The organism is Pseudonocardia sp. 73-21, from assembly GCF_001899645.1.
Lineage (GTDB): Bacteria > Actinomycetota > Actinomycetes > Mycobacteriales > Pseudonocardiaceae > Pseudonocardia.
This window is the reverse complement of record NZ_MKVV01000054.1, coordinates 1-11,772: the sequence shown is the minus strand read 5'-3', so window position 1 is coordinate 11,772 and position 11,772 is coordinate 1. Positions and strand designations below refer to the sequence as shown.

The window sequence follows — 11,772 nt, the reverse complement described above, 5'->3', positions numbered from 1 at the left end:
GGCGGTCCCCCACCTGAGTCCTGCCATGGGGTAGGTACTCGGGTGATCTGCCAAGAGCACCTGGAAGGGGACCGCCGTGAGGAAGAATTACCAGACCGATCCGATGGATACGAGTGGGCTGGCCGTGCCGGAGACGGTGAACGTGGCGCTGGCCGAGCTGGCCCAGGACATGCGCGAGGGCCTGTTGGCTCTCGCGGTCGGTGCCGGGTTGCAGGTGATGGCCTCGATCATGGAGGCCGAGGTGACCGCGATCGCGGGGCCCAAGGGCCGCCACGACCCGGACCGGACCGCGACCCGCCACGGGCACGGCGCCGGCTCGGTGACCCTGGGCGGACGCCGGGTCCCGGTCGATCGACCGCGGGTCCGCGCCGCGGATGGCTCCGGGGAGTTGCCGGTGCCGGCCTACGAGCTGTTCTCCGGCACGGAGGTGCTGGGACGGATGGCGATGGACCGGATGCTGGCCGGGCTCTCGACGCGCCGCTACCCGGTCGGGCTGGAGCCCGTCGGTACCCGCACCGAGCAGACCGCCACCGCGACCAGCAAGTCGGCGGTGTCGCGGCGGTTCGTCAAGGCCACCGAGACCGCGCTGGCCCAGCTGCTGGCCGCGGATCTGTCCTCGCTGGACCTGGTGGCGTTGATGATCGACGGGGTGCACTTCGGGGAGCACCTGTGCGTGGTCGCGCTGGGTATCGGCATCGACGGCACCAAACACCCGTTGTCGCTGGTGGAGGGCTCCACCGAGAACACCACCGTGGTCCGGGACCTGCTAGTCGACCTGCGCGAACGCGGCCTGGACACCACCGCGCCGATCCTGGTCGTCCTCGACGGCGCGAAGGCGCTGCGGGCGGCGGTACGCGAGGTGTTCGACCACCCGGTGATCGGCCGCTGTCAGCTGCACAAGATCCGCAACGTGCGCGACAAGCTCCCCCAGAAACTGCGCTCCGTCGTGGTGAAGCGGATGCGGACGGCCTACCACGCCGAGTCCGCGCTGGCCGCCCAGGCCCAGCTCGAGGCCCTGGCCGCCGAGCTCGACCGCACCCACCCCGGAGCCGCCGCCAGCCTGCGCGAGGGCCTGGAGGAGACCCTCACCGTGCTCCGCCTGGGAGTGCCTCCCACGCTCGCTCGAACGCTGCGATCGACCAACGCCATCGAAAGCATGATCGGCATCTGTCGTGATCACAGCACGAACGTCAAGCGGTGGCGCGACGGCACCATGGCGCTGCGCTGGTGCGCCGCGGGCATGGTCGAGGCCGGCACCCAGTTCCGGCGCGTCAACGGCCACCTCCACCTCAAGACGCTGCGGGCCGCGCTCGAACGGCATGTCGCCACCGAAACTGTCGGTGGCACCCGTCATGATGAGACCGTCAACGCCGCCTGATGATCACCGGGCCGCCACCGAAGTTCCACGAGCTTCGGGACAACCTCCCGGGCACCGGACGCAGCGAAGCCATCGTGCAGAGCGCTCCACTCCGAACAGGCGTGCTCCGCCGACCTTGAGAACACTTGTTTGAGTCGGTTCACCGGTACGGCCAGGATAGTCTTTCGTGTTTATGGAGCGGCGCCTGCAGGACAGAGTTGCCGCGTCGCGGCGGCGGACCTTCGTGGGCCGGGTCGCGGAGCGCGAGCTGTTCGGCGCCAGCTTGGTGGCCGATACCGGTTCGGGTTTCGTGGTGTTGTTCGTGCAGGGCGACGGAGGGGTCGGCAAAAGCGCGTTGCTGCGGATGTTCGCTGACCAGGCTACCGAGGCGGGGTTCGCGGTGGTGCGGGTCGATGGACACGACGTACGCCCGAACTCGGAGTCGTTTCTGCAGGTCGCGGGCCCGGATGTCGGCGTTGGACCGGTGGTGGTCCTGGTGGACACCTACGAGTTGCTGGAGCCGCTGGATGACTGGCTGCGCGAGGAGTTCGTGCCCGGTCTCTTCGACGGCTCGATGGTGGTGATCGCCGGCCGCCGCCCGCTTCCACCGGGTTGGCTTTCGGACCCGGCGTGGCGGGAGTTGTTGCGGGTGATCCGGCTGGGGAACCTGGGCATGGAAGACGCGACGCGCTATCTGGCTGCTGCGGGGGTGGATGCGGACGTGCGTGCCGAGACCGCTGTGGCGGTGCGCGGGCATCCGCTCGCGCTGGCGCTGGTGGCAGACGTCCTCGCCGAACACGGTCGGGCCGCGCTGGAGGGGTCTCTGCTGAGTGACCCCGACGTGCTCGCGGTACTGGTGTCGCGACTATTGGATGTGGTGCCCGACGAGGCGCATCGTCGCGCACTCGCGGTGTGTGCGCTGGCCCGATTCACCACCGAGTCGGTGCTGCGGGAGGTGCTCGAGGTCGACGACGCCGGCCCGCTGTTCGACTGGTTGCGTGGCCTGTCGTGTGTCGATGCGGGTCCGCGCGGGCTCTATCCGCACGACCTGGCCCGCGACGTGCTCGAGGCGGATCTGCACTGGCGTGACGAGGGGCGGTACCGGGAGCTGTCGGGGCGGATCCTGGGCCGGGTCTATCAGCGGATCGGCGTCGAGACCGGCAGCGCCCGGAGGGAGGCGATCTTCGATCTGATCTTCGCGGCGCGCGCCCACCCGGTCTCGAGCCGGTACTGGAACTGGGAAACGTTGGGCACGGTCGTCGGGGAAGCGGTGGACACCGTGGACCGCGATGAGCTGCTGGCTCTGGTGGCCGTCCATGAGGGGCCCGAATCCGCGGCCATCGCCGCCCGCTAGCTGCACCGCCAGCCGGAGGCATTCACCGTCTATCGCACCCGCGGCGAGCTCGCCGGAGTGGTCGCCTGGCTGGCCCTCACCGAAGCAGACGACGACGTTCGCGCAGACCCGGTCGCGGCCGCGGCCTGGCGGCACGCCCAGGAACACGACCCCCCGGCGCCGGGGCAAGAGGTGCTGTTGAACCGGTTCACGATCGACCGCGACGTCTACCAGAATCCTGGCTCGCCCGCGGTGGACCTGAACTCGGTGATCACTATCGAGCTGGTCGCCACCCGTCCGATGGTGGCCTGGGTGATGACGACCGCGGCCGACCCGGATGTCTGGGCGCCGTTCTTCGCCACGATCGCCTACCACCGTGCACCCGGACCCGACGAGCCGATCGGGCGCCGTCGGTACTCGCTGTTCGTGCATGACACACGCCGGCCGGGGAGGTTCGACGAGGCGATGCCTCCGTCACCGCCGGCTCCCGAGGCAGCGTTGACTCGGGAGGTTCTCGCCGACGCCACCCGCGCGGCGCTGCGTGATCTGGGCCGCACGGATCTGCTGGCCGGCAACCCACTGCTGGTGCTGCGCCAGGTGCGCGAGCGCGGCGGCGGACCCGAGGCGCTGCGCGCAGCTTTGTCCGAGGCGGCCGAGGCGCTGCGCGGGCACCCTCGCGACGAGAAGCTGTTCCGGGCGATCGACCGCACCTATCTGCGCCCGGCCCCGACCCAGGAACGGGCCGCGGAACTGCTCGGGCTGCCGTTCTCCACCTACCGGCGCCACCGCCGCGAACGAGTAGCCCGGATCGTCGAGCTGCTGTGGGCGCACGAGAACGGACAGGACCGGAACTGACCAGTTTCCGACCTGGGAACCGACCCCCACCCGCGGACATCCTTCGGCACTCGACAAGCCGGAGGTGCGCGATGGGCACGACCACGATCGGTGATCACGCCGTAGTGCTGGGTGGCAGCATGGCGGGCCTACTGGCCGCGCGGGTACTCGCGGAGAGCTACACGCGGGTGACCGTGGTGGAGCGCGACCAGCTGCCGGCCGCGGCAGCGCAGCGCCGCGGGGTACCCCAAGGCCGGCACGTCCACGCCCTGACCCCGCGCGGGCGGGAGCTGGTCGAGGAGCTGTTCAACGGCTTCACCAACGAGCTGGTGGCAGCCCGCGCGGAGACCGGAGACGAGCTCGCGCAGACCCGGTGGCTGTACTCCGGACAGCGCCTGGCCCGCACCCCGACCGGCGGGACCGCGTTGTACCTGAGCCGCCCGATGCTCGAAGGCCACCTACGAGCCCGGGTCCGCGCGATTGCCTCGATCACCATCGCCGACGGCTGCGACGTGCTCGGGCTCACCAGCACCCCGGACCGCCAGAGGGTCACCGGCGTGCACGTGCTAGACCGCGCAGCTGGTAGCACAGCTCGGACACTGGCCGCTGACCTTGTCGTCGATGCGACCGGGCGCGGGTCCCGCACGCCGGTCTGGCTCGAACAGCTCGGCTGCCCGGCCCCGGAGAAGGACAGGGTGGAGATCGGGATCTGCTACGCCAGCCGCAACTTCCTCCTGCGCCCCGACGCTCTCGGCAGCGACCGAGTGATCCTCTGTGGCGGCACCGCCGAGCATCCGCACGGGGGCGCCCTGAGCGTGCAGGAGAACGGGCGGTACATCGTCTCGACGGCCGGCATGCTCGGCGAACGCCCGCCCACCGAGCTGGCCGCGTTCCGCGCTTTCGTCGCAACCATGCCGTTCCCCGACATCGCCGAGGCGATCCGCGACGCCGAACCCATCGGCGAACCGGCGACGTTGCGCTACCAGGCCAACCAGCGCCACCGCTACGAGCGACTGCACCGCTTCCCGGACGGGCTGCTGGTGTTCGGGGACGCGGTGTGCTCGTTCAACCCGATCTACGGCCAGGGCATGACGGTGGCGGCACTGCAGGCCCACGCGCTGCGCGCGCTGCTCGCCAACGGTGAGTGCCCAAGCCCCGAGCGGTAGTTCGGGAGGATCGCGAAAGTGATCGACCCGGCATGGGACATGACCATCGGAGCGGACCTGGCCAACCCCGGTGTCGTCGGGAGACGGACCCCCGCGGTGCGACTGGCCAATGCCTACCTCCCCCGGCTGCACGCCGCAGCGGCCACCGACCCCGCACTGACCGTGGCATTCGCCCGAGTCGCCGGCTTGACCGACCCACCCCAGGCGCTCATGCGCCCAGACCGCCTACTGCGCGTGCTGACAGCCCCCTACCGACGGCGGGGGAAGGCGCCAACCAAATCCGACGACCAGCATCGGGCCACGGTGATCCCCCGCTAATCCCCACCGGCGGAAGGAGCACCCGCCAGCAGTTTCGTGGCCCGCGCCGCCCTGAGCGCGACGTGACCCGGACAGCTGACCGGTCCCTGATGAGCGAGCAGCCCTAAATGTCGAGGGTGGTGTCTGACTACTCGACGGGATGTCCATTGCCGGACGAGGTGATGCCGAGGAGGACCGACCGATGCTCATCACTCCGCTGCCGGGTGTCGACCGGCAGCATGTCGCGCGACCCTTGACAGGGTGAGGGTGGCCGTCGAGAACCTGCGTGGCGCATTCGTCGGGAAGCAACCCATCGACTGTGTGTACACCTATCTCATCTGGGCGCACGACGCCGTCCGGCACTTGCACGCCTTCATCGCGAACCGCGACCGCACCCACCATCCTCTCGATGCTGTTCCCCGCTCTGTTCCCAACAACCGTCTGACCAGCATGAACATCTAGGAAATGCCGGCGCAACGCCGGAGCCTCTACGCCAACACGCGACGGGAGCCTCCCGACCCGCAGCGAAGTGATCACCAGCACGGCCGACCACACACAGCAGTGCTGATGCCCCACCCGCCCGTGGAGGTGCCGATCTGGGGCAAGGTTGGGGTATGAGCATCGCAGCGGAAGGACTCGTGGCAGCTGGTCGGAAATACCAGCCGCTCCATGATTGGCTCCGGCACCAGAACTCGGAGCAGCTGTCGATGAGCTTCACCGACGTCGAGACCGTGCTCAGCGCCACCCTCCCGCCGTCGGCCCGGCGATACCGCGCGTACTGGTGCAATGCGAACCCGCTCGGTCGAGCGATCCGGGACGCAGGCTGGAAACCGGATCAGGTCGACTTGGTCGCCGAGCGAGTCGACTTCGCGAGAGAGCTGACCACGCGGTCGTGAGCGCACGGTCGTCGCCGCTCTCACGTGTGACGCCATACATCGTTGATCACTCGTAGGCGGCGCTGATCGGGACGACGTCGAGGTTCGGGCTGTTCTTGGCCTGGTAGCGGATCGTCCAGCTGGCGGTGCTGGTGTCGGGGGCGCCGTAGAGGTTGCCGCCGTCGGTGCATCCGTAGTTCAGGCGGAGGTCGGCGACCGTGGCGGTGGCGCCGGTGATGAAGGTGCAGCTTGTGCCGGTGGTGAGCTCGAGCATCCACGGTGCGGAGGGCGCCGGCGCGGTCGAGGGGTCGGGCAGCGGGTCGGTGAGCGTGATGACCACGACGTGCTCGAGGTCGGGGTTGGGGCAGGCCACCTGCCGCTCTCCGCTGCCGAAGGGGTTGGTGAAGCACGGGTCGTTGATCTCGCTGCCCGCGCTGCAGCGGAACGCGTCGACCCGCCCGACCGCGACGGAGGCGCTGAAGCATGACCCGCTGGTCCGCGCGGTGGCCGTGATCTGGCTCGACAGACCGCCCGGGGTCCAGGGCTGGTAGATCGTGATCCGGGTCGCCACCCGGCGCGGCGGGTCCACGGCGGACGTTGTCGCGGCCGCAGCGGTAGCCGGAGTGGCCGTCTCGGCGGGGGTGGCGGGGCCGGCCGCGGCGGGGGTGGGGCGTTGCCCGATCAGGATGCCGGCGAGCCCGGCGAGCAGCAGCAAGGCCACAGCCACCGCGGCAGGGATCACCCAGCGCTGGACCCGTCGGCGGGCCGGCGTCGTGGGCGGCTGCTCGACTTCCCGGGTGTGGGCCCACATCTTTGTGACCGCCGCTGCGCCCGCGTGTTCCTGCTGCTCGGGTGGGACGTCGCGGCCCAGGAGCCCTCGGAGCAGGGCGGCGGCGGTGGGGCGGGCCGCAGGGTCTTTGGCGAGCGCGGCCTGTACCGCGGCAAGCAGCTCCGGTGGGGTACCGGTGATGTCGGGGTCGGCGTGCACGACCCGGTAGAGCACCGCGGCGGCCGGGCCGGTCCCGAACGGTGGCCGGCCGGTTGCGGTGAACACGACCGTCAGGGCCCAGGCGAACACATCGGCCGGGGCTCCCGCATCACCGTGGACCTGCTCGGGCGCCATGAAACCGGGCGATCCGATGGTCATGCCGGTACCGGTCAGCGCGGTCGCGTCCGCGACCTGCGCGATACCGAAGTCGATGACTCGTGGCCCGTCGGGACCCAGCATCACGTTCGCCGGTTTGAGATCGCGGTGCACCACACCGGCGGCGTGGATCGCGGTGAGCGCGGTCGCCAATCCCAGCGCTACGGCCCGGACCCGGTCAGGTGTCAGTGGCCCGCTCGCGGCGACCTGGTCGGCCACCGACAGCCCGCGAACGTAGTCCATCACCAGGAACGGGCGGGCGGTGTCGCTCACCACCGCCAGGACGCGCGCGGTGCACGAGCTGTGCACGCGGGTGAGAGCGATCGCCTCGCGCCCGAACCTCGCCCGGAACCCGGCGTCGGCGGCGAGTTGGGCGTGCATCTGCTTGATCGCGACCAGCTGCCCGTCAGCGTGGTCGGCCAGGAACACCACGCCCATGCCGCCCGCGCCCAGCCGGCCGATCAACCGGTAGCCACCGATGGTGGGTGGATCATCGCCGTGCAGCGGCGCCAGAGCCATCCGCCCTCCTCTCAGGCTGCCGTCGGGGCAGCATGCCAGCCACCCCGGCCGACGACCGCATCGACACAGGCCCCGCCGGGAAGACCTGGGCCGCACAGAGAGCCTCGGGCAGGCCGGCTACGGCCAGGTGATGAGCAGGATGTCGACGCGCTGATCGCGGTCGAGGATCAGGTAGGTGAGCATGCCGCCGGCGCCGAAAGGCAGATTGCGGACCGGGGCGTCGGGGTCACGTTCGGGTTCACCGAGCGGCCGCTCCACGGGGTCAGCTCCAGCATGGCCAGCGCCTCGGCGAGCGAAAGCAGCGCCGCCGGCGGCAACGCGGAGATCGTGTCCTGCGCGACCGGGTCGATGTCGATGGAGTAGCTCACGTCGCTGCTCTTCGGGCCCGGTGTGTCTACTCGGGCAGCCCGAGCTCCGCCTTCAGCTGGGCCCACGGCACGGCCCCCACCGCCCGTTCTCCGGTCCGGGGCCGGGTCCGGGCGGAGGCCAGGGTGGTGCGGTAGGTCTCGGCGCCGTGCACGGAGGTCACCCATGCGACCTGCCGCCAGGCCTCGAGCGCGTCCTGGACCTCAGTGAGGTCGAGCTGCTCGGTCGCACGCGCCATCAACGCCCGCCACTGCCGGTCGAACGACGCCGCGTCCTCCGGGGTCAACGCCGCCCGGATCCGCGCCGGCGAGGCGTCGGCGAATGGCGAGCGTCCCGACCGGGACTGTGAAGCAGCGGCAGCGGTCACCCGACCACGGTAGTAGCCCACATCCGCCCGCACCCCACGACACGGCCGCAGATCCCCGACGCCGGCGCGTCACGAGGACGACGCGTCACGAGGACGACGCGAGCTTCCCGTCCAGCTGATCGAGTGCTGCCTTGGCCTCGCCCAGCGCCGCAGCGGCCGCCTTGAGAGCACGGGTGAGCTTGTTGTACTCCACGACCAGATCGCGGCGGCGCTTCAACGCCTCCTCCGCCGGAGTTCGGCACAGCGCCGACCGGCCGCTGGCCACGTCCTTCACCAGCCCATCGACCTCACGGGTCGCGGCCTGCAGCTTCTTGCGGCCCTGCACCAACGCCCCGTGGGCCGCTCGCGTACTGGTCATGGTCAGGACTCCGTCCACCGGCCACTCGTCGTGGCCCACGACGGTACGGCGACTGCGGGCGGCGCACGAGTACCAGCTCACCGACCCAATTGCTGCAACTGATATCCAATAATGGCGGCACGGACCGACAGGTCGCGGGAGCAGGTCCGGCTCGGCGTGCCGATGCCGGGCTCAGACCAGCCCTCCCCACTGGACCTAAACGTTATCCGAGATGCGAGGATTATGACATCAAACTGTTGAAAGAAGCCGACCTCGGTCTCTGGCGAGAGTGTGGATCTCGCAACGGAGTGCGTGGATCAGAGTCTTGGGCCGGCGCCGCGCCGTTGGGTGGCTCGGTATGTGGCGGTGATCGAGCCGATAAGCAATGTGAAAAGGCCGATCGTCCACAGGATCGAGATCTGCTCAAGAGATCCGACCCCCAGCAGGATCGCTCCGAGGATCGCTACTCCCATCGCGAGGATCATTGCTCGGCCTTGATCCGGGCGCGCACGCCGCCGGGCATTATCCGGCAGGAACCGGGTCCGTCGGGCTGGGTGGACGCTTCGCCGGCGACACCCAGCCGACTCGCCAAGGCTAAATGATCGCGGGTCTTGCCGCCGTTGGCGTCAAGCTCGCGAGGGACATACTTGCGGGCCCCGTTGATCTTGCCGAGGGTGTAGCGGCCCTGCAGGGTGCCCGGGTTGACGTCGATGCCCCCGCCGTGGGCGCGGCGGGCGTTTTCCGGGCCGGGGAGCAGGCCCATGAGCTGATAGGTGTCGTCCCAGCTCATGTGGTCAGGTGGTTCGCCGAAGTAATACCAGGCGGCGTCGCACACCCCGTAGAGGCCGGGCCCGAACTGGGCGACGTTGAGATATAGCTCGAGCACGCGGGTCGTGAGCAGGGCGTGCACGAGTTGTTCGGCCAGCACCGTGTCGACCGCCTTGCGGACGGCGGTCTGCGCTGGGAACAGCAGCAGGTTCTTCGAGAGCTGCTCGGGGATCGGGGACCCGTAGGGATCGTCGTTACCCGCCTCGTAATTCTGCGCCCGCTGCAGCAGCTGACCCCAGTCCAGGCCGGTGAACCGGTCGGGCAGCCGAGCGTCCTCGTGCGCCAAGGTCGACGCGATCATGTATCGGGACACGTAGCGGAGATCCACATGATCGTGGAGGAAGTCCTTCCCGTTGCCGAAGATCCGCGCCTCCAGCATGTAGGCCGTGGCCGGCGGGTCGATCCATGTCGTCGGATCCTGAAATCTGACCCCCTGGCGTCTTCTGAATCTTGACCCCTCTCGACGCTGGGGAGGTGATCACTGTGGAGGACTGGGCGGAGATCCGTCGGTTGCACCGGGCTGAGGGTGTGCCGATCAAGGAGATCGCTCGGCGGCTGGGGGTGGCTCGCAACACGGTGCGGGCGGCGTTGGCGTCGGACCGTCCACCGCGCTATGAGCGAGCCCGGCGAGGTTCGGTCGCTGATTCCTACGAGCCGCAGGTTCGGGCGCTGTTGACGCAGTGGCCGAGGATGCCGTGTCCGGTGGTGGCGCAGCGGATCGATTGGCCCTACTCGGAAGGGCCGTTGAAGAAGCTGCTGGCCCGGATCCGACCGGAGTACGTCGGGATCGACCCGGTGGACCGTGTCAGCTACCAGCCCGGCCAGATCACGCAGTGCGATCTGTGGTTCCCGGAGACGCGGATCCCGGTCGCCGCTGGTCAGGACCGGGTGCTGCCGGTGCTGGTGATGGCGTTGGGGTTCTCCCGGTTCCTGTCCGCGACGATGATTCCCTCGCGGCAGGCCGGGGACATTCTGGCCGGGATGTGGCAGCTGATCTCCCAGGTCGGGCGGGTCACCAAGACGCTGGTGTGGGATCGGGAGTCCGCGATCGGGGGCACCGGTCGGGTGTCGCAGCCGGCGGCGGCGTTCGCCGGGACGCTGGCCACCAGGATCCAGCTCGCGCCGCCACGGGATCCGGAGTTCAAGGGCCTCGTCGAGCGGGCCAACGGCTATCTGGAGACCTCGTTCCTGCCGGGTCGGGCGTTCCGGTCCCCGGCCGAGTTCAACGACCAGCTCGGTGAGTGGTTGGCGTTGGCCAACATGCGCACGGTCCGGTCGCTGCAGGCCCGCCCTGCGGATCTGCTGGCGGCCGATGTCGCGGCCATGACAGTGCTGCCACCGATCGCACCGCTGGTTGGGCTGCGGCACCGGATCCGGCTCGGCCGCGACTACTACGTCCGCATCGACGCATGTGACTACTCGGTCGACCCGCGCGTGATCGGCCGGTTCGTCGACATCGTCGCCACCGCCACCCAAGTGACGGTGACCTGCGATGGCAGCCCTGTTGCGGCCCACCCACGGTCCTGGGCCAAGCACGTGGTGATCACCGACCCCGGCCACGCCGCGGTCGCCGCGGCGATGCGCCAGGCCCTGGCCCACGACCGTCGCGCCCGGGAGGCCGCGACGCGCCAGCACACCGACGGACACACCGTCGCGCTGCGCGCGCTCCCGGACTACGACGCCCTGTTCGGCGTCGATTTCACCCCTATCCCCGACCCCCTCTCGGAACCGAAAGTGAGCGGCCAATGACCACCGCAACAACCACGTCGACAACCACGCCGCGCCCGGACCCGGCCACCGTCGCGTTCAAGGACGGCTTGGCCTCGATGCTGGCCTACCTGACCCGGGTGCTGAAGATCCCCACGATCGCGCGCTGCTGGGAGGACCTCGCCGCCCAGGCCCGTGACGAGAACTGGTCGCACGAGGAGTACCTGGCCGCCCTGCTGCAACGTCAGGTCGCCGACCGCGAGTCCGCCGGCACCATCATGCGCATCCGCACCGCGCACTTCCCCGCCGTCAAGACCCTCGACGACTTCAACCTCGACCATCTACCGTCGCTGCGCCGTGACGTGCTGGCCCACCTGGCCACCGGCACGTTCGTGGCGAAGGCCGAGAACGTGATCCTGCTCGGCCCGCCCGGGATCGGGAAGACCCACCTCGCGATCGGGCTCGGCGTCAAAGCCACCCAGGCCGGCTACTCGGTCCTGTTCGACACCGCCAGCAACTGGATCACCCGTCTCGCTGGCGCGCACCAGTCCGGGCAGCTCGAGGCCGTGAACCGCCCTGGGTCCGGGAGAGGCTCCTGATCTAACAAGGAGACTGGAGCCATGTCCGCTCCCCGCAAGTTCG

The 11,772-nt window shown here is 69.8% G+C and carries 14 protein-coding genes; 8 read left to right on the top strand and 6 right to left on the bottom strand.

The window, feature by feature from the left end:
* The first annotated feature begins 76 nt into the window (after nucleotides 1-76).
* The 6 genes from BGP03_RS17405 (at nucleotide 77) to BGP03_RS17380 (ending at nucleotide 5,883) form a co-directional block, all read left to right on the top strand.
* A complete protein-coding gene (locus tag BGP03_RS17405; RefSeq protein WP_298800262.1) occupies nucleotides 77-1,378 on the top strand; it encodes an IS256 family transposase in 1,302 nt (433 codons plus the stop codon).
* A gap of 166 nt (nucleotides 1,379-1,544) precedes the next feature.
* A complete protein-coding gene (locus tag BGP03_RS17400; protein ID WP_298800263.1) occupies nucleotides 1,545-2,711 on the top strand; it encodes a hypothetical protein in 1,167 nt (388 codons plus the stop codon).
* A gap of 177 nt (nucleotides 2,712-2,888) precedes the next feature.
* The gene (locus tag BGP03_RS17395; RefSeq protein ID WP_298800264.1) at nucleotides 2,889-3,545 is read left to right on the top strand and encodes a hypothetical protein; all 657 of its coding nucleotides are present in this window, start codon (nucleotides 2,889-2,891) and stop codon (nucleotides 3,543-3,545) included.
* A gap of 71 nt (nucleotides 3,546-3,616) precedes the next feature.
* Nucleotides 3,617-4,690: an FAD-dependent monooxygenase gene (locus tag BGP03_RS17390; protein WP_298800265.1), complete on the top strand. Its 1,074-nt coding sequence runs from the start codon at nucleotides 3,617-3,619 to the stop codon at nucleotides 4,688-4,690.
* Nucleotides 4,691-5,254: 564 nt separating this feature from the next.
* Nucleotides 5,255-5,449, top strand: coding sequence for a hypothetical protein (locus tag BGP03_RS17385; RefSeq protein WP_298800266.1), 195 nt, complete (start codon nucleotides 5,255-5,257; stop codon nucleotides 5,447-5,449).
* 152 nt (nucleotides 5,450-5,601) lie between these two features.
* Entirely contained in the window at nucleotides 5,602-5,883 is a 282-nt protein-coding gene (locus tag BGP03_RS17380) for a hypothetical protein (RefSeq protein WP_298800267.1), read from the top strand.
* A gap of 46 nt (nucleotides 5,884-5,929) precedes the next feature.
* Here BGP03_RS17380 and BGP03_RS17375 read toward each other — a convergent pair whose 3' ends face one another.
* From BGP03_RS17375 to BGP03_RS17350, 6 genes are all read right to left on the bottom strand, one after another.
* A complete protein-coding gene (locus tag BGP03_RS17375; RefSeq protein ID WP_298800268.1) occupies nucleotides 5,930-7,525 on the bottom strand; it encodes a serine/threonine-protein kinase in 1,596 nt (531 codons plus the stop codon).
* Nucleotides 7,526-7,692: 167 nt separating this feature from the next.
* Nucleotides 7,693-7,893, bottom strand: a complete 201-nt coding sequence (locus BGP03_RS17370; protein WP_298800269.1) for a hypothetical protein — start codon at nucleotides 7,891-7,893, stop codon at nucleotides 7,693-7,695.
* Between the two features lie 26 nt (nucleotides 7,894-7,919).
* Nucleotides 7,920-8,258 carry a DUF6247 family protein gene (locus BGP03_RS17365; protein ID WP_298800270.1) on the bottom strand — a complete coding sequence of 113 codons (339 nt, stop codon included), beginning with the start codon at nucleotides 8,256-8,258 and terminating at the stop codon, nucleotides 7,920-7,922.
* 85 nt (nucleotides 8,259-8,343) lie between these two features.
* Nucleotides 8,344-8,616: a hypothetical protein gene (locus tag BGP03_RS17360; RefSeq protein WP_298800271.1), complete on the bottom strand. Its 273-nt coding sequence runs from the start codon at nucleotides 8,614-8,616 to the stop codon at nucleotides 8,344-8,346.
* A gap of 296 nt (nucleotides 8,617-8,912) precedes the next feature.
* Nucleotides 8,913-9,080, bottom strand: a complete 168-nt coding sequence (locus BGP03_RS17355) for a hypothetical protein (RefSeq protein ID WP_298800272.1) — start codon at nucleotides 9,078-9,080, stop codon at nucleotides 8,913-8,915.
* Nucleotides 9,077-9,802, bottom strand: a complete 726-nt coding sequence (locus BGP03_RS17350) for a biosynthetic peptidoglycan transglycosylase (RefSeq protein WP_298800273.1) — start codon at nucleotides 9,800-9,802, stop codon at nucleotides 9,077-9,079. Before BGP03_RS17350 ends, BGP03_RS17355 begins: the two co-directional genes overlap by 4 nt.
* 95 nt (nucleotides 9,803-9,897) lie before the next feature.
* Between BGP03_RS17350 and istA the strand changes: the two genes are divergently transcribed.
* The gene (gene istA / locus BGP03_RS17345) at nucleotides 9,898-11,172 is read left to right on the top strand and encodes an IS21 family transposase (RefSeq protein ID WP_298800274.1); all 1,275 of its coding nucleotides are present in this window, start codon (nucleotides 9,898-9,900) and stop codon (nucleotides 11,170-11,172) included.
* Nucleotides 11,169-11,729 (top strand): ATP-binding protein, encoded by a 561-nt coding sequence (locus BGP03_RS17340; protein ID WP_298800275.1) that lies wholly within the window; start codon nucleotides 11,169-11,171, stop codon nucleotides 11,727-11,729. The genes istA and BGP03_RS17340 overlap by 4 nt, the downstream gene beginning before the upstream one ends.
* Nucleotides 11,730-11,772: the final 43 nt, after the last annotated feature.